15 protein-coding genes and 1 pseudogene are annotated in these 17,640 nt (G+C 68.3%); 4 read left to right on the top strand and 12 right to left on the bottom strand.

The window, feature by feature from the left end; genetic code table 11:
• Nucleotides 1-124 precede the first annotated feature (124 nt).
• Genes ACH492_RS12855 through ACH492_RS12870 form a run of 4 tightly spaced genes read right to left on the bottom strand, consistent with a single transcriptional unit; the run spans nt 125 to nt 5,737 of the window.
• Complete coding sequence (locus ACH492_RS12855; protein WP_398985675.1) at nt 125-1,123, bottom strand: ABC transporter substrate-binding protein; 999 nt, start codon at nt 1,121-1,123, stop codon at nt 125-127.
• Between the two features lie 44 nt (nt 1,124-1,167).
• A complete protein-coding gene (locus ACH492_RS12860) occupies nt 1,168-3,159 on the bottom strand; it encodes an ABC transporter permease (protein WP_398985677.1) in 1,992 nt (663 codons plus the stop codon).
• A complete protein-coding gene (locus ACH492_RS12865; protein ID WP_398985679.1) occupies nt 3,159-4,247 on the bottom strand; it encodes a glycine betaine/L-proline ABC transporter ATP-binding protein in 1,089 nt (362 codons plus the stop codon). The genes ACH492_RS12860 and ACH492_RS12865 overlap by 1 nt, the downstream gene beginning before the upstream one ends.
• A 20-nt stretch (nt 4,248-4,267) precedes the next feature.
• Nucleotides 4,268-5,737, bottom strand: a complete 1,470-nt coding sequence (locus ACH492_RS12870; protein ID WP_398985680.1) for an aldehyde dehydrogenase family protein — start codon at nt 5,735-5,737, stop codon at nt 4,268-4,270.
• Between the two features lie 219 nt (nt 5,738-5,956).
• Between ACH492_RS12870 and purU the strand changes: the two genes are divergently transcribed.
• Nucleotides 5,957-6,829, top strand: a complete 873-nt coding sequence (gene purU / locus ACH492_RS12875; protein WP_398985682.1) for a formyltetrahydrofolate deformylase — start codon at nt 5,957-5,959, stop codon at nt 6,827-6,829.
• A 201-nt stretch (nt 6,830-7,030) separates the two neighbouring features.
• Here purU and ACH492_RS12880 read toward each other — a convergent pair whose 3' ends face one another.
• Both ACH492_RS12880 and betA read right to left on the bottom strand, forming a co-directional pair.
• On the bottom strand, nt 7,031-7,855 hold the full coding sequence (locus tag ACH492_RS12880; protein ID WP_398985684.1) for a 5,10-methylenetetrahydrofolate reductase: 825 nt from the start codon (nt 7,853-7,855) through the stop codon (nt 7,031-7,033).
• On the bottom strand, nt 7,852-9,510 hold the full coding sequence (gene betA, locus ACH492_RS12885) for a choline dehydrogenase (RefSeq protein WP_398985686.1): 1,659 nt from the start codon (nt 9,508-9,510) through the stop codon (nt 7,852-7,854). Before betA ends, ACH492_RS12880 begins: the two co-directional genes overlap by 4 nt.
• Nucleotides 9,511-9,654: 144 nt before the next feature.
• Between betA and ACH492_RS12890 the strand changes: the two genes are divergently transcribed.
• Nucleotides 9,655-10,452 (top strand): IclR family transcriptional regulator, encoded by a 798-nt coding sequence (locus ACH492_RS12890; RefSeq protein WP_398985688.1) that lies wholly within the window; start codon nt 9,655-9,657, stop codon nt 10,450-10,452.
• Between the two features lie 78 nt (nt 10,453-10,530).
• Here the strand turns inward: ACH492_RS12890 and ACH492_RS12895 are convergent, their stop codons facing one another.
• The 3 genes from ACH492_RS12895 to ACH492_RS12905 all read right to left on the bottom strand — a co-directional run bounded on the left by ACH492_RS12895 (nt 10,531) and on the right by ACH492_RS12905 (nt 13,314).
• Nucleotides 10,531-11,664, bottom strand: a complete 1,134-nt coding sequence (locus ACH492_RS12895) for an aromatic ring-hydroxylating dioxygenase subunit alpha (RefSeq protein WP_398985690.1) — start codon at nt 11,662-11,664, stop codon at nt 10,531-10,533.
• 127 nt (nt 11,665-11,791) lie between these two features.
• Nucleotides 11,792-12,955 carry an NAD(P)/FAD-dependent oxidoreductase gene (locus ACH492_RS12900; protein ID WP_398985692.1) on the bottom strand — a complete coding sequence of 388 codons (1,164 nt, stop codon included), beginning with the start codon at nt 12,953-12,955 and terminating at the stop codon, nt 11,792-11,794.
• The gene (locus ACH492_RS12905) at nt 12,952-13,314 is read right to left on the bottom strand and encodes a bifunctional 3-phenylpropionate/cinnamic acid dioxygenase ferredoxin subunit (RefSeq protein ID WP_398985694.1); all 363 of its coding nucleotides are present in this window, start codon (nt 13,312-13,314) and stop codon (nt 12,952-12,954) included. The genes ACH492_RS12900 and ACH492_RS12905 overlap by 4 nt, the downstream gene beginning before the upstream one ends.
• 176 nt (nt 13,315-13,490) lie before the next feature.
• On the opposite strand from ACH492_RS12905, the pseudogene ACH492_RS12910 reads away from it, so the two are divergent.
• Both ACH492_RS12910 and ACH492_RS12915 read left to right on the top strand, forming a co-directional pair.
• A pseudogene (locus tag ACH492_RS12910) lies at nt 13,491-14,844 on the top strand (L-serine ammonia-lyase).
• Between the two features lie 462 nt (nt 14,845-15,306).
• Nucleotides 15,307-16,341, top strand: a complete 1,035-nt coding sequence (locus tag ACH492_RS12915) for an SAM-dependent methyltransferase (RefSeq protein WP_398985696.1) — start codon at nt 15,307-15,309, stop codon at nt 16,339-16,341.
• A gap of 181 nt (nt 16,342-16,522) precedes the next feature.
• On the opposite strand, the gene ACH492_RS12920 is transcribed toward ACH492_RS12915, so the two are convergent.
• Genes ACH492_RS12920 through ACH492_RS12930 form a run of 3 tightly spaced genes read right to left on the bottom strand, consistent with a single transcriptional unit; the run spans nt 16,523 to nt 17,370 of the window.
• Nucleotides 16,523-16,882, bottom strand: coding sequence for a DUF6256 family protein (locus ACH492_RS12920; RefSeq protein WP_398985698.1), 360 nt, complete (start codon nt 16,880-16,882; stop codon nt 16,523-16,525).
• 24 nt (nt 16,883-16,906) lie between these two features.
• Nucleotides 16,907-17,143, bottom strand: a complete 237-nt coding sequence (locus ACH492_RS12925) for a DUF6186 family protein (RefSeq protein WP_398985700.1) — start codon at nt 17,141-17,143, stop codon at nt 16,907-16,909.
• A complete protein-coding gene (locus ACH492_RS12930; protein WP_398986239.1) occupies nt 17,140-17,370 on the bottom strand; it encodes a hypothetical protein in 231 nt (76 codons plus the stop codon). Before ACH492_RS12930 ends, ACH492_RS12925 begins: the two co-directional genes overlap by 4 nt.
• Between the last annotated feature and the right edge of the window lie 270 nt (nt 17,371-17,640).

The raw sequence follows: 17,640 nt of genomic DNA on the forward strand, positions 1-17,640 counted from the left end.
GGGGCCTTCACGGCCGTAACCGGGGCAAAAAAGAGCCGTGCCCGGCGGGCTGTCACGGCAGCCCGCCGGGCACGGCTGTGCGTCCCGGTCCCTCTTGTGGATCAGCTCGTGCCGAGCCGGTGGATCAGCTCTTCTTGAGCCAGGCGTCGACCTTGTCGCGGTTGGCGTCCACCCACTTCTTGGCCGCCGCCTCCGGTGTCATCTTGTCCTCGGCGATGTACTTCGCCACGAGGTTCTGGTCGTCGTTGGTCCAGGTGAAGTTCTTCACGAGGTCATAGGCAGGGCTGCCCGATTCGGCGAACTTCTTGCTGACGATCTTGTCCAGCTGATACTCGGGGTAGTCGCAGGCGATCTTCTCCGCGTCGGCGTCACAGCCGGGCGCGTACTTCGGCAGACTCACCTTCACCAGGTCGACCTCCGAGAGGAACCACTGTGGCTCGTAGAAGTACCCGATCACCCAGGTCTTCTTCGCCTCGGCCTGTCGGAACGCCTGGATGAGCGCAGCCTCGCTGCCGCCGTAGACAACCTTGTAGTCAAGCTTGAGATTCTTCACCAGTGCCGCGTCGTTCGTGACGAACGACGGGTCGCCGTCGAGGAACTGGCCCTTGGCGCCCGACTCCGACGTCTTGAAGTTGGCGGCGTACTTGTTGAGGTTCTTCCAGTCGGTGATGTCCGGGTGCTTCTTGGCCAGCCATGGCGGCACGAACCAGCCGATGACGCCCTTGTTGCCGGTCGTACCGGCCTGAACGGCGGTCTTCTGGTCGGTGATGTACTTCTTCTTCAGGTCGTCGTGGCCCCAGTTCTCGACTACGGCGTCCACCTCGCCGGTGCCGAAGCCCTGCCAGGCGACCTCTTCCTTGAGGTCCTTCTTGGTGACCTGACACTTCAGGTCCTGCTCGGCGACATACGCGATGACCGCCGCGTTTGCCTCGTATCCGACCCAGGGGTTGATCGCGAGGTTGAACGTGCCGCACTTCCCGGAGTCGCCCCCCGCCTTGTCCGATCCCGACTCGCCGACCTTGGCGCCGCCGCAGCCGGTGAGCGCGGCCAGGCCCAGCGCCAGCCCGGCCGCCACGGCCCGCCGTCTCGCGGGCCGCGACTGCGTGATGAAGTTCCCTGACATGTGCTGCCTCCTGTGCTTTCCTGTGGCCGCTGGTTGTGGCCGGCTTAGCGGGCGCCGGGCATTCGCGTCGTGCGCCGTGCCGCTGCCTGGGTTATCCGGTCGAACATGACCCCGAGCAGAACGATGGCGAGTCCTGCCGCGAGGCCCTTGCCGTACAACTGGCCCTGGGAGAAACCGGCTACGACGTCGTAGCCCAGGGCGCCCGCACCGACGAGACCGCCCACGACCACCATGGACAGGACGTAGATCAGTCCCTGGTTGGTCGCGAGTGTCAGGGCGCTGCGTGACATGGGGAGCTGGACCTTGGTGATGATCTGCCAGGTGCTGGAGCCGGCTGCCGTGGCAGCCTCCACCGTGGTCTGTGGCACCGCTCGCACACCGTCCGCGATGATCTTGATCGTCACGGGGGCCGCGAAGACGACCGCGGCGATGATCGCCGTGAAGCGCGTCGCACCGAACAGCGCCAGGAACGGCACCAAGTACACGAACGAGGGCATGGTCTGGCCCGCGTCGAGGCTGGGTCTGATCAACCGGTCGACCAGCGCACTGCGGCCCATCCAGACACCGACCACGACGCCGAGCAACATGACGATCAGGGTGGCCACCGCCGTGGAGGCCAGCGTCGTCATGCTGTCCGACCACACCCCGGTCCCGACGAGCAGAGCCACACAGACCGCCGCCGTGACACCCGCGCGCCACCCGCCGAGCACTGAGCCGACGGCGACGAGGACGACGCCGACCAGCCACCAGGGTGACTCGGTGAGCAGCGTCTCGAAGGGGTTGAGCAGCGCTGTGGTGATCAGGTCCCTGGTTCCGTTGGTCAGTCCGCCGAAGGTGTCCTGCGTCCATAGCGTGACCGAGTCCGCCGTGCGCGCGATCGCGCCGCCGACTCCGGCGTCGCCGGGGAACTGGGCTGCCCATACATAGGTGTGGGACAGCCACACGCACACAGCGGCCGCCACGCCGCCGGCCAGCAGCAGGGGACGGCGCCACTTCGTGAAGCGGCCGGCGCCACGCTTCCTCGCGGCCTCTACGCGCTCCCCTGCCGCGGTCGTCACCCGGTCCAGCACGATGGCCATGACGACGATGGCGAGGCCGGCGTTGAAGGCGACACCGACGTCGAGGGTCTGCAGCGCCTTGACGACGGTCTTGCCCAGACCGGGCGCGTCGATCAGAGCGGCGATGGTGACCATGGACAGCGCGGCCATGATGGTCTGGTTCACGCCCATCACGACGGTCCGCTTGGACATGGGCAGCAGCACCTTGGTGAGCGTCTGCCGCCGGGTGGATCCCAGCGACTCGGCGGCCTCGACCGTGGTGGCGGGCACCGAGCGGATGGCGTGCGCGGTGATGCGGATGGCGGGAGGCGCGGCGTAGATGAGCGTGGCGATCGTGGCGGATGCCGGGCCGATGAGGAAGAACAGGGTGAGTGGTGCCAGATAGACGAAGGTCGGCATCGTCTGCATGAAGTCCAGGAACGGCGTGATGGCGCGGTTCACCCGGTCGGAGAGCCCGGCCCAGATGCCGAGCGGGATGCCGATGAGCAGAGAGACGAAGACCGCCGACAGGGTCAGGGCCAGCGTGTCCATGCTCTCCTGCCACAGCCCCTGCAGCCCGAGGAAGACGAACCCGGCCACGGCCAGTGCCGCGACGCGGATGTTCCCGAACGCCCAGGAGACATAGCCGGCGAGGGCGACAACGCCCAGCCAGCCGATGACGGGGACCGGACGCCCGTCCTGCGGCTGGGAGATCAGCGACTGGACGAAGGTGACGAGATTGTCGATGACCAGTCGGATCTCGTTGAAGAAGTAGAGGAAGAGCGGGTTGCTGTTGCGGTTCGCCCCGATACTGTCGTTGACCGAGTTGAACCAGCGGTGCAGGTCCGTCAGGTCGGCCGCCGCCAGCGCCAGGGTCTGCCGCCCGCGCAGGGCGGCAAACAGCACCAGCCAGGCGATCACGATCGCGGCCACCACGACGCGGCGGCTGACCCGGCGTACGGAGGCGACAGGTGCGGCTGTTTTGACGACGACGGCCATCACGCGCCGCCTTCCTGCCCGGCCACGACCGCGAGGATCTCCTCGTCGCCGACGATGCCCAGCAGCCGCCCGCCCTCGACGACCTTGACCGGCCTGTCGGCGGCGAGCACCGCCCGCGTCGCCTCGCGCACCACGACGTCCGGCCCCAGCTCCGGGCCGTCGAGGGCGTCTCCGGGCTCGGGGTCCCGCATGATCCAGCGCAGGGTAAGGACTTCGGCGCGGGACACATCCTTGACGAACTCGCGGACATAGTCGTCGGCGGGCGCGCCGACCAGCTCGTCACCGGTGCCGCACTGGACCATCTTGCCGTCGCGCATGATGAGGATGCGATCGCCGAGCTTGAGCGCCTCGGACAGGTCGTGGGTGATGAACACCATGGTCTTGCCGACCTCGTGGTGCAGGCGGATGACCTCGTTCTGCATGTCGCGCCGGATCATCGGGTCGAGCGCGGAGAACGGCTCGTCGAAGAAGAGCACGTCCGGGTCACCGGCGAGCGCCCGGGCGAGACCGACGCGCTGCTGCATCCCGCCGGAGAGCTGATCGGGGTAGGAGTTCTCGTATCCGGCCAGGCCGACCAGTTCGACGACCTCCAGGGCCCGCTTGGCGCGCTCGGCCTTGCCCATGCCGCGTATCTCCAGGCCGTACGAGACGTTGTCGACAACCCTGCGGTGCGGCAGCAGTCCGAAGTGCTGGAAGACCATGGAGAACTTGCGGCGCCGCAGCTCGCGCAGCCGTTTGGCGTCCGCGCCGCGGATGTCCTCGCCCTCGAAGTTGACTTCGCCCGCGGTGGGTTCGATCAGCCGGGTGAGACATCGCACCAATGTGGACTTGCCGGAGCCGGACAGGCCCATGACGACGAAGACCTCGCCGGGCGACACGTCGAAGTTCACATCCCGTACGGCGGCGGTGCATCCCGTGCGGTCCATGAGCTCGCGGCGCGTAAGTCCGCACAGCTCCTCGGAATCCGGCACCTGGTCGGCCTTCGGTCCGAACACCTTCCACAGCCCGCGCACGGAGATGACCGGTGGCCGGTCCTGGTCCTTGGACATGCCGCGCCGCTGCGGCATTTCAGTCTGCGTTGGGGTCACGATCGACCTCTCTTCGGCGTTCAGCCGCGGAACCAGTGCTGCGGCCGGGGTTGGATGTTCTGCCAGATGTGCTTGGGCTCGCGGTATTCGTCCAGGCCCGTCGGCCCCAGTTCCCGGCCCACGCCCGAGTGCCCGAAGCCACCCCATTCCGCCTGCGGTACATAGGGGTGGTAGTCGTTGATCCACACGGTGCCGTGGCGCAGCCGCCGCGCGACCCGCTGGGCCTTGCCGGCGTCCTGCGTCCATACGGCTCCGGCGAGTCCGTACTCGGTGTCATTGGCGATACGTACGGCGTCGTCCTCGCCGCTGAAGCGCTCGACGGTGAGCACGGGTCCGAAGGACTCCTCATGCACCACGCGCATGTCCTGGCGGCACTCGTCGAGCACGGTCGGCGGGTAGTAGTAGCCGTTCCCGAGCGCGCGGTCCTCGGGGCGCGTGCCTCCGCAGCGAAGTACGGCGCCCTCGGCCAGGCCCGCCGCGACATAGGCTTCGACCTTCTCCCGGTGCTGTGCAGAGACCAGCGGTCCCGTATCGGCCTCGGGATCGAAGGGGCCGCCCAGACGGATGCGCCCGGCGCGCCGCACGACCTCGTCGACGAAGGCGTCGTGGAGGGAGTCCTCGACGATGAGGCGGGCGCCAGCCGAGCAGACCTGCCCCGAATGCAGGAAGACGGCCGTGAGAGCGAAGTCCACCGCGGTCTCGAAATTGGCGTCGGCGAAGACGACGTTGGGGTTCTTGCCGCCCAGTTCGAGGGCGACCTTCTTCACGGTCGCGGCGGCAGTGGCCATGATCCTTCGGCCGGTGTCCAGGCCCCCGGTGAAGGAGATCATGTCGACGGCAGGGTCTTCCGACAGCGGTGCGCCCACCTCGGGACCGGAGCCCAGCACAAGGTTGGCGGCACCGGCCGGCAGACCGGCCTCCTCCAGTGCCCGCATCAGCAGGATGGTTGTGGAGGGGGTGAGCTCGCTCGGCTTCACAACGATCGTGTTGCCGGCCACAAGAGCGGGGGCGACCTTCCACGACGCCTGGAGCAGCGGGTAGTTCCACGGGGTGATCAACCCGCACACGCCGACCGGTTCATACGTGACACGGCTGACGGCGTCGTCGCGTCCGGTGTCGACCACCCGGCCGGTGCTGGTGCCCGCGATCCCGCCGTAGTAGCGGAAGCAGGAGACCACATCGGCGATGTCGTACTCGCTCTCCACCAGTCGCTTGCCGGTGTCCAGCGATTCGGCGCGGGCGAACTCCTTGGCGTCGCGCTCGATCAGATCGGCGGTGCGCAGCAGCAGCGCGCCACGCTCCCGCTCGGGGGTTCGCGGCCAGGAGCCTTCGTCGAAAGCCCGGCGGGCCGCTGCGATCGCGGCCTCGCTGTCGGCCCGCGTCCCTTCGGACACGACCGCCGCAAGCGTGCCATCTGCGGGGCAGAGGATCTCCCGGCGGCCTCCGGCCACCGGATCGCGCCATTCTCCGTCCAGATACAGATCTGCCACGAGCGGAGCCCTTCGACCGAAGTTCGTTGCGCATCATGCACCGCATTGCTTGTGGTGGAACACCATGGCCGAACGTGTGACCCGCGTCAAGAGGACGAGACAGGCCGATTCCTCCCCGAGACCCAGTTGTCCCGACTCTCTTGACCACGGCCCACAAGGGGCTGACCATGTTGCGTATCACTCACCGTGTTGTGCAATACGCACCAACGGAGGCCATGTATGTCCCCTCGACCGCAACCTGGCCGCGAATACGTCCTCACGCTCTCGTGCCCGGACCAGCCCGGACTGGTGCACGCCGTGAGCGGCTACCTGGTCAGGAACTCCGGCAACATCCTGGAGAGCCAGCAGTTCGACGACCGGCTTCAGGACCGTTTCTTCATGAGGGTCCACTTCGGTGTGTCCGACCCCGACACCGATGTGAAACACCTGCGTGACCGATTCGGCCCCGTCGCCGAGGCCTACCGGATCTCGTGGACCCTCCAGGACGCCTCGACCCCGACCCGCACGCTCATCATGGTGTCGAAATTCGGCCACTGCCTGAACGACCTGCTCTTCCGCCGGCGCACCGGCGCGCTCAACATCGAAATCCCGGCCATCGTCTCCAACCACGAGGAGTTCGAGGAACTGGCCGGGACCTACGGCATCCCCTTCCACCACATCCCGGTGACCAGGGACACCAAGGCCGACGCCGAGGCACGTCTTCTGGAGCTGGTGCGTGAGCTGGACATCGACCTGGTGGTGCTCGCCCGCTACATGCAGATCCTCTCCGACGACCTGTGCAAGCAGCTCGAGGGCCGGGCCATCAACATCCATCACTCCTTCCTGCCGAGTTTCAAGGGCGCACGCCCGTACGGGCAGGCGTACGACCGCGGCGTGAAGCTCGTCGGCGCCACGGCGCACTATGTGACGCCGGACCTGGACGAGGGGCAGATCATCGAGCAGGACGTGGTCCGCGTGGATCACTCGCTCGACCCGGACGAGCTGGTCACGGTGGGGCGGGACGTGGAGGCGCAGGTGCTGGCGCATGCGGTGAAGTGGCACAGCGAGAGCCGCGTCATGATCGACGGGAACCGTACGGTGGTTTTCCGCTGAGCCTGTAACCGGGGGCTCCGCCCCCGGACCCCCGCTCCTCAATCGCCGGAGGGGCTCCAATGGAGCCCGTTGGGGCCCCCGGACGAAGTCCGGGGGGAGATTGAGGACAACGCCCGAAGGGTGTACCGGGGTCTGGGGCGGCGCCCCCCACGGGGCGGAGCCGCACATCGATACAGCGGGAAGGGGCGGGGTGGGGGCGGGCTAACACCCGTCGAGGCGGTCCAGCATGGCCTGCCTCCAACGCTCCGTCTCGGCGATCTGGTTGAACGTGAACACGTGCAGGCCCGCCACCGCCGCCGAAGGCGCGGTCAGCACGGGCGCACTGCGCCGCAGCAGCCGCTCCGGCGCGTAGCCGCCCGGCACCGCGAAGCGCACGAACCAGGAGGCGTGCCGGGCCAGGAAGCGCGCCGACTCCCCCACGCCGATCTTCGCCGCCATCGCAAGCAGCTTCGTACGCTCGACGGGCCCGGCCACGCCCACGTACACCGGGAGCGTGACATCGCGCCGCCGTACCCGCGTCACCCACTCCCCCAGCACACGCGAGTCGAAGCACAGGTTGCTGACTATGTACGTCGCATGGGCGTGCTTGTCCCACATCGCCTGGATGGTGACGTCGTCGTCGATGAGCGGATGACTCTCCGGGTAGCCGGTGATGCCGACCCTGGCGAAGGGGCTGCCCAGCTCGGCGAGGTGCCGAAGCACGGGCAGTGCGCCCTCGTACGGGCCTGCGGGCGGATCGGCGTCCCCTGCAGGTACGAAGACGTCGTCCACGCCTGCCTCGCGCAGCCGGTGGACGACCTCCGCCACGTGGGTGCCGTCCCGCAGCAGCCGCGCGGGCACGTGCGGCACGACGCGGTAGCCGTGCGCCGCCAGCCGGGTCGCGAGGTCAAGGGTCGGCTCAAGACCCTTGACCGGCGACGCGGTGACCGTGACCACCACGTCGCGCGGCACATGGGCGAGCACCTTGTCCTGCGTGGACTTCGCCGGCAGGACCTCGTAGCGGACGCTCTTCAGCAGTGTTCTCACCGTGGGTCGCGGTGCCGGTAGTACTGGGCCTTGGAGGGCGGAAGCGGCTCCTTGCCGAGGATTAGGTCGGCGGCCTTCTCGGCGATCATCATCACGGGTGCGTAGATGTTCCCGTTGGTGACGTACGGCATCACGGAGGCGTCCACGACGCGCAGCCCCTCCACGCCGTGCACCCGCATGCTCTCCGGGTCGACCACGGCCATCTCGTCGGTGCCCATCTTGCAGGTGCAGGACGGGTGCAGAGCCGTCTCGCCCTCCTTCGCGACCCAGGCAAGGATCTCCTCGTCGCTCTCCACGGACGGCCCGGGTGAGATCTCTCCGTCGTTGTACGGGGCGAGCGCGGGCTGGTTGAGGAGCTTGCGGGTCACCCGGATCGCCTCGGCCCACTCGCGGCGGTCCTGTTCGGTGGACAGATAGTTGAAGCGCAGGGCCGGGTGCTCGCGCGGGTCCTTGCTCTTGATCTTCACGGAGCCGAGGGCGTCGGAGTACATGGGTCCGACGTGCACCTGGTAGCCGTGCCCGCCCGACGGCGAGGAGCCGTCGTAGCGGACCGCAATGGGCAGGAAGTGGAACATCAGGTTGGGGTAGTCCACGTCCTCGTTGCTGCGTGCGAAGCCGCCGGCCTCGAAGTGGTTGGTCGCGGCCGGGCCCTTGCGGAAGAGCCACTGGAGGCCGATGAACGGGGCGCGCCACTTCGCCATGTACGGCTGCATGGAGACAGGCTGCTTGCAGGCGTACTGGACGTACACCTCCAGATGGTCCTGCATGTTCTCGCCGACGCCCGGGAGGTCATGGACGACGTCGATGCCGAGCGTGCTCAGCTCCTCGGCGTTGCCGACGCCGGAGAGCTGCAGCAGCTGCGGGGAGTTGATCGCGCCGCCGCAGAGGATGACCTCGCGGGCGCGGACCTGCTGGGGCTTGCCGCGGCCGCGCCGGTACTCGACGCCGACGGCGCGCTTGCCCTCGAAGAGCACGCGGGTGACCAGGGCACGGGTCTTGACGTCAAGATTCGGCCGCCTCTTCACGGGCTTGAGGTAGGCCTTCGATGCCGACAGACGGCGTCCGCGGTGGACGTTGCGGTCGAAGGGGGCGAAGCCTTCCTGCCGGTAGCCGTTGACGTCGTCGGTGCGGGGGTAGCCGGCTTCCTGGACGGCCTCGAGGAAGGCGGGGAAGAGCGGGCTGGAGGCCGGGCCGCGTTCGAGGACGAGGGGGCCGTCGTGGCCGCGGAACTCGTCGTCGGGGTCGGCCGCCAGGCAGTTCTCCATGCGCTGGAAGTACGGCAGGCAGTGGGCGTAGTCCCAGGCCTCCATGCCCGGGTCGGCCGCCCACCGCTCATAGTCCATGGGGTTGCCGCGCTGGAAGATCATGCCGTTGATGCTGCTGGAGCCGCCGAGCACCTTGCCGCGGGCGTGGTAGACGCGCCGGCCGCCCATGTGGGGCTCGGGCTCGGATTCGTACTTCCAGTCGTAGAAGCGGCTGCCGATGGGGTAGGTCAGCGCCGCCGGCATGTGGATGAACACGTCCCACGGATAGTCGGACCGGCCGGCCTCCAGCACCAGCACGCGGTTGCCCGGATCAGCGGAGAGCCGGTTCGCCAGTGCGCTGCCGGCCGATCCGCCGCCGACGATGACGAAGTCGTATTGCAGGGGAGCCATGGCTGCCTCGTCTCGCTCGCGCCGTTCGATACGCCCGGCATGCTAGTACGAGTAGCGCCATACGCACCAGGTTGCGAGCCACGCAACTTACCGAGACGTGCGGACCTCTGCGCAGCTGTTGTTTACTGCGCGTATAGTTTCGTTGTGAGCAACTACAGTCCAGATACCGAAACGACCGGTTCGCAGCCCGGCGGGGTCCAGTCCGTCGACCGCGCGATCAGCGTGCTGGAAATCCTTGCCCAACACGGTGAAGCGGGCGTCAGTGACGTGGCAGCCGAGATCGAGGTCCATAAATCCACCGCATTCCGCCTGCTCGGCGCGCTGGAGGCGCGCGGTCTGGTGGAGCAGGCGGGCGAGCGCGGCAAGTACCGCCTCGGCTTCGGCATCGTGCGCCTGGCCGGCGCGGTCACGGGCCGCATCGACATCACGCAGCAGGGCCGCCCGGTCTGCGAGCGCCTCGCAGAGGAGATCGGCGAGACCGTCAACGTCGCCGTCAGACAGGAGCACTTCGCGATCAACCTCTTCCAGGTGCGCGGACCTGCGGCGGTGGGGGCGCACAACTGGGTCGGCCAGCTGACCCCGCTGCACGCCACCTCCAGCGGAAAGATCCTGCTGGCCCACCTGCCCGCCAAGGAGCGTGCCGAGCTCCTGTCGGAGGCGGGCCTGAAGAAGATGACCCCGCGCACCCTGACCGCGAAGACAAAGCTCGAGAAGAACCTCGCCGAGGTCAGAGAACACGGCTACTCCTGGACCCTGGGGGAACTGGAGCTCGGACTGCACGCGATGGCCGCGCCGGTCCGCTCCCGGGACGGAGAGGTCATCGCGGCGCTCAGCGCCTCAGGACCCTCGTACCGCTTTACCGAGGAGCGCATGCGCGAGGTCGCCCCGCTGCTGATCAAGGGGGCCGAGGAGATCAGTCACCGAATGGGCTACCTGGGCTGACCCGGGCGCGGTAGAGCCGGATCCGCAGGTAGGGCGTGGGTCACCGCGGGGATTCCCGGCGGCCCAGGTCTTGCCGCACTACTCCGCCTGCCGGGTGCCGAGGCGCTCGTGGATCCAGTCGTGGAACGCGCCGATGTGGTGCTCGCTGGGTACGAGTACCCCGCCCTTGGCGTACAGGCGGGAGCTCATCGCGGGCTGGCAGCGCTCGCAGGCGTCGAAGTCCTGCCGGTTGACCCGGTCGAAGAGCTCCACGGACCGGCTGACATCCCTGCCGCTGTCCACCACGTCCTTGAGGTAGAGCCAGTCGCACTCGACGATCGTGCGGTCGACGGCGACCGGGTACATCCGGTGGAAGATCACGTGGTCGGGGACGAGATTGATGAACACCTGCGGCGGGACGGTGATCGCGTAGTAGCGGCGGTCCTGGTCCTCGGAGACCCCCGGGATGCGGTCCAGGCCTTCGGAGCCGTCCACGGTGAAGCCCTGTATCTCCGCGCCGAATTCGGCGCCGTGGCCGACGTAGTACTGCGCGGCATAGCCGTCGGCGAACTCCGGCAGAACCTCGGTGAGCTCCGGGTGGATCGTGGCGCAGTGGTAGCACTCCATGAAGTTCTCGATGATGAGCTTCCAGTTCGCCTTCACGTCGTAGACGATCCGCCTGCCGACTTCGAGGCATTCCATGTCGTAGCGCTCGATCGACTCCACATCGCCGAGCCGCGCGACGACCTCACCGATGACCTGTTCCTCGAAGGAGGGCGGGGTCTCCGCCAGACAGACCCAGACATAGCCCAGCCATTCGCGAGAGGCCACATTCGCCAGGCCGTACTCGACACGGCCGATGTCGGGCATCTTCGTGAGGTTGGGCGCCGCGACGAGCTTGCCCGTCAGGTCGTACGTCCAGGCGTGGTACGGGCACTGGAAGGCGCGCTTGACCTCGCCGGTCTCCTCCGTGCAGAGCTTGGCGCCGCGGTGCCGGCAGACATTGAAGAAGGCTCGGACGGAGTTGTCCCGGGCCCGGGTGACGAGGATGCTCTCGCGGCCCACGTCGACGGTCCGGAAGGCGCCGGGCCTGGCCAGGTCGGAGGAGCGAGCGACGCAGAACCACATCGCCTCGAAGATGCGCTCCTGCTCCTGGGCGAAGATCCCGGGATCGGTGTAATAGGAGCCGGGGAGCGTGGCGATCAGGCTGTCCGGCAGGCTGGTCGAGGTCACAATGCACTCCTCGCGGGGTGACGTCGTCGGTCGGTCGTCGCGCCGGGGACGAGGCAGTCCGAACGGCGGGTGCGATATGCAAAACATGGCGTGATGAGCAACAGCAGGTGACACCGCACGGGTGGCGTCAGAGCGTGGCGACGGCGAGCTGCTTGCGCCAGCGGGTGAACAGGCGCGGCTGGTTCATCCCGAGAACGGCGACCGGATGTCCCGACCGCCTGTAGACCGCGAGGAAGCTGCGGTCGTCCGGGAGCCCCTCCTCGACGGTCACACTGTCGGCCACGGCGGAGTGCCCGGCGAACTGGATCCGTACGCCGTACTGGTCCGACCAGAAGTACGGCGGCTTGGGCACCGCCGGTGTCGCCGCACCGCCGGACAGCAGCGCGGCCACGGCCGCGTCGGGCCGTTCCCGCGCGCCGGTCCAGTGCTCGACGCGACGGTGGATCCCGGCGACCGGGTCGTACCAGGAGGCGCAGTCGCCGACCGCGACCACACCGGACACGCTTGCGCGGCCGTCCACGCCGCACTTGACGCCGTCGTCCAGTACGACGCCGGATCCCTCCAGCCACTCGACGCACGGGCGGGCGCCCACGCCGACGACGACCGTGTCGGCCGGGATGCTGCGGCCGTCCTCGAGCAGGACCGCCTCGACACGAGCCGCCCCGCTCAGCCCTTTGACGCCGACGCCGCACAGCAGGCGTACGCCGTGGTCCGCATGGAGCGTGGAGACGACGCCGCCCATGACCTCGCCGAGCGGTCCGGCCAGCGGAGTAGGCGCCGCCTCGACGACCGTCACGTCAAGTCCCAGGCCGTACGCGGTCGAGGCGACCTCGGCGCCGATGAACCCGCCGCCGATCACCACCAGCCGCCCGCCCCGGGCGAGGTCGGCCCGCAGGGCACGGGCGTCGTCCAGGGTGCGCAGCGTATGCACCCCGGTGAGGCCCTCGCCGCCCGGCAGCGTGCGCGCGGTCGCACCCGTGGCGACGACGACCCCGTCGGCCCGGACGGACCGGCCGTCCGCAAGCCGCACGGCGTGGTCACCGGGGTCGAATCCCGCGGCCCGCACGCCGAGCAGCCACTCCGCCTGCAGATCCTCGCCGTCCGCCTCCAGCGCGAGATCCGTTTCGCGGATCGTGCCGGCGAGGAACTCCTTGGACAGCGGCGGCCTGTCGTACGGGCGGTGCGGCTCGTCACCGATCAAGAAGAGCCGTCCGTCGTAGCCCTGCTTGCGCAGGGAACGTGCGGCCGACAGTCCGGCGAGCGAGGCGCCCACCACGGCCACGGTTCTCACGCGAGACCTCCGGCGAGCCGCGCCGCGATGCAGGGCGGAAGATTCGGAGCCGCCGTGGACGGCTGGACGTAGATCATGCCGTCCTCGATCAGGACCTGATGGGTGCGGACGGGGAGCTTGGCAGGCGGTGAGTCGACGGCCCCCGTCCGGAGGTCGAACTTCGAGGCATGCAGCGGGCATTCGACCTCGCGGCCCTCCAGCCAGCCGTCGGCGAGCGACGCATCCTGGTGGGTGCAAGTGTCGTCGATGGCGAAGACCTCGCCGCCATCGGTGTGGAACACCGAGACGGGCGGATCGATGTCGAGCCGGCAGGCCTCGCCTCGCGGCAGATCCGCGAGACGGCACGCGGGAATCATCATGACACCTCGGGTGACTCGGGTGCATATAGCGAAACGGATTGCGGTTAGCGCAACGCCAGTTTGAAGTCCCCCAAAGCCCGTGTCAAGGCATCCTCCGGGCGGGCGACCCCTTGTTCCATGTTTCTTTTTACGCAACGCTGTGCGTACTACACAACTTCGAACCCGGAGGGAACGACGTGTCGATCAGCGTCTTCGACCTGTTCAAAGTGGGTATCGGGCCCTCCAGCTCGCACACGGTGGGGCCCATGAAGGCTGCCCGCCGCTTCGTCACCGCACTGGACGAGGACGGTCTGCTGTCCCGCGCCGTCTCGGTGCGGGCAGAGCTCTTCGGATCCCTCGGCGCCACCGGCCACGGTCACGGCAGCGACAAGGCGATACTCCTGGGCCTGGAGGGCGAGGACCCCGAAACCGTCGACACCGACACCGTGGACGACCGCGTGCACCGGATCCGCGAGACGGGTCGGCTGCGACTCCTGGGCGTCAAGGAGGTGGACTTCAGCGAGCCCGAGCACCTGGTGCTGCACCGCCGCCGCACCCTTCCCTTCCACCCCAACGGCATGCGGTTCCAGGCCCTGGACGACGACGGCGGCGAGCTGAGGACGCGTACGTACTACTCGGTGGGCGGGGGCTTCGTCGTCGACGAGAGCGCGACACGACACGCCCGTACGCCTCCCCTTCCGCTCCGCGTCCGAACTCCTACTGCGCGCCTACGAGTCCGGCCTGCCCCTCAGCGGAGTGATGCTCGCCAACGAACTGTCCTGGCGGAGCGAGAGCGAGGTCCGAGCCGGCCTGCTGCGAATCTGGACCGTGATGCGGGAGTGCGTCGACCGCGGCTGCTCACGGACCGAGACCACCCTGCCCGGGGGGCTGAAGGTGCCACGTCGCGCTCCCCAGCTGCTGCGCACCCTCGACGAGGACGCGCAGTCCACGGACCCGCTGAAGGTCATGGACTGGGTCAATCTCTTCGCCCTGGCCGTGAACGAGGAGAACGCCTCGGGCGGCCGCATAGTGACGGCGCCCACCAACGGCGCCGCCGGGATCGTGCCTGCGGTGCTCCACTACTACACCCGCTTCGTTCCCGGGGCCGACGAGGACGGAGTCGTCCGCTTTCTGCTCGCCGCCGGCGCGGTGGGGGCACTGTTCAAGGAGAACGCCTCGATCTCCGGGGCGGAGGTGGGCTGCCAGGGCGAGGTCGGGTCGGCCTGTTCCATGGCTGCGGCCGGTCTTACCGAGGCACTCGGCGGCACGCCGGAACAGGTCGAGAATGCGGCCGAGATCGGCATGGAGCACAACCTCGGACTGACCTGCGACCCGGTCGGGGGCCTGGTCCAGATCCCCTGCATCGAGCGGAATGCCATCGCCTCGGTCAAGGCGATCAATGCGGCGCGGATGGCGCTGCGCGGCGATGGCACTCATGTGGTCTCGCTCGACAAGGTCATCAAGACCATGCGCGAGACCGGCGCCGACATGAAGGTGAAGTACAAGGAGACCTCGCGCGGAGGCCTCGCGGTCAACGTCATCGAGTGCTGAGAAAACCACACCTGATCAGGGATTTCTCCTCGTTCATCTCTGTCACGGCCTTCTCCATCTGCACGCCGGATCGTCCCTGAAGAGTCCCTGGAAGAACGACGACCAGCAGGTTCGAGGCCCCTGCCTCGGATTGCACGGCGATCTCGCTCGCTGCGCGAGAAGGGAGGGCGGAAGCTCCTGCGGAGCGGGGAGCTGCAATTGGCCGCTCAGGAAGGGCTGCAGGCCACGCCCCGTGAGCATGGGTGGGGAAGTTCAAGGCCACGCTGACGATGGAACCGGCCCCGGGGGCCGGGGACGAAGCCGTGCGATTCCGGGAGACCATCCCCATGGGCCCTGAGTACCCCGGGGACCGCAAGGAGCAGTTCACCGTTCCGCCGCCGCTGGTCAGACTTGCATCCGATCGGGCGGGCTGAGGTCCGAGGCCGGGTGTGTGACCCCGGTTTGGTCCTGGAACACGGTTATGTGGAACGGGCGGCCTGCGCTGGCCTTCCGGCCTGCATCGCCGAAAAGGGACTGGTGGGTAACGTGACGCACGGAGCCAAGAAGGGATCCTCTTACAAGGGGACGTCGTCGAAGGCGATCCTTCATCAGTACGATTTCCTGGGCGACTTCTACCGGCTGACGCTGGGCCCCAAGCTCGTCTTCTCCTACGGCATGTGGGAGGAGGGCGACACACTCGAATCGGCCCAGCTGCGCAAGCTCGACTACCACGCCGAAGCGGCGCACGCCGTGGGCGCGGAACGGGTGCTCGATGTCGGCTGCGGCTACGGCAGCCTCCTGCACCGACTGGTGGAGACCCACCACGTCAAGCGCGCGGTAGGGATCACGATGAGTCCCGCCCAGGCCGCGTGGGCCCGTGACCAGCACTGGCCGGGCTGCGAGGTCCGGCTCGAGAACTGGTTCGATCATGAACCAGGCGGGTCCTATGACGCCATCATCGCTATCGAGGCAATCGAGCATTTCGCCGGGAATACCATGTGGCGGTCGAAGCGTGTCGCCCGATACCGGGAGTTCTTTCAGCGCTGCCATTCCTGGCTGCGGCCGGCCGGGCGTCTGTCGTTGCAGGCCAACGCCTGGAACGACCGCGGCTGGCTTGCTTCCCTGGTGCTTCCTCCCCAGCAACTGGCCCCGCACGGCGGGAGTCATGTCGCCAAGGAACGCCTCGGCCTCAAGGGCGTCTACGGCGGTGTCAAGAACGTACGCGAAGGTCTTCACGCGTCGCGGAAGGTGTTCCCCGAGTGCTTCCTGCCGACCCGGGACGAACTGACCGAAGCCGGCCGCGGCCTGTTCCGCATGGTGGAGACGCGAAACGACCCGAGCGACGGCGTGTCCACGGTGGAGAGCTGGTTGGAGCGGGCTGAGGCCAACCGGAGACGCGGCGCGGAACTCATCGGTGAGAGCGCGGTGTCCGACATCATCAGGGAGCAGAAGACCGCACTCCGGTTCATGCGCGAAGGCCGCTTCACCGTCGTTCGTATGGTCTTCGAGAAGGTGTGAGTCGCGTTCCTCGACTGCCGCGGCCGGGCTCGTTCGCACGCGGCGCTCTGGATCGCTGGGGCGAGCTCTCGGCCCACCACACGCTCACGCCCGACGCTGGAGCGGAGCCGATGAGGTCATCGATGCAGTGGGCCGTGGGACAGAGACCGCGGATTTACCACTGCACGCCGGTGGCCGGGTCTCATCTGCGCCGGCGTGTGGCGACCCATGAGGTGAGAAAGAACGCGGGCAGGGTGATGCCGACCAGCAGCGCTGGGCCCGTGACCGCGCTCGAGAGGAATCGGCCCCCCAGGTGAGCGACGCCGTGGTAGTAGCCGACCGCCACGGCCACAAGCATCATGTATCCGCCGAGCGCGGTGCCCGCGACTTGGCGGACCAGTGCGGGCCAGCCGCGCCTGGCGGGTTCTGGCGCGAGCCGTCGCGCAAGGGTCCAGGGTCCGGTCGGGTGGCGTCGCATGATGAGCAGGCCGAGGCCGAGGTAGCCCATGACCAGGAGATAACCGGTCAGCATGAGCGTGATGTTGAGGGACACGGGCAGCATGGCCGGCTCCTGGCGTGATCGCTTTCAGGAGGGGTCTTGGAGAAGGAAGTGCCAGCCGCGGACGAAGGTGTGCCAGCCGAACCACAGCCACAGGGCGAACAGGGCCCAGCGGCCGACGGGGTAGCTCATGACGGCCCTGGTTGCGTCGCTGAGGGTGGGAAAGCCGTCGTGCGGCCGCAGCAGGCCGATGCCTTCCCAGGCGAAGATGGCGCCGAAAAGCAGGGCCCAGACGAGGTAGCCGATCACCGGATGCTCTGTCACTGTGTCTCCCAGTTCTTGAGGAGCTTGTAGGTGCTGTAGAAGAGAATGGCAGCGAAGGCGAAGGGCACCGCGGTGAAGCGGCTGACGACGAGCCGCAGATCAGGGGTGTGGGCAGGGTTGGGTGCCCGACGGTCGTAGAGCCGTCGGGTGTCCGGCCTGGCCGGTCGGGCCGCGGCTTCCATCGGGTTGAGGGTGACGGTGTAGCCGAGCGCCTGGTCGCCCGGCATGCCCGGGCGCGCTTCGCTCCACAGCGTTTCCGCTGGTCATCCACCCGGACCGGACGCAGGCGACCATGAAAGTGCCGGGGCCGCTTCCGGCCGCCGGAGCTGGCTGGCTGGCTGGCCGTATGGCAGCACCGCCGCTGACGACCACTGAGATCGGCGATCGCGGCCGCCGGCCTCCTGGTCACGGCCGCCGTCTCCCGAGGCGGTTAGTCTGATCGAGTCGAGCCGTCGGAGCGCGTCCCACGGCCGGGCACGGGCAGCCCGTACGCAGCT

It is taken from the genome of Streptomyces sp. NPDC019443 (genome assembly GCF_044389785.1).
GTDB lineage: Bacteria > Actinomycetota > Actinomycetes > Streptomycetales > Streptomycetaceae > Streptomyces.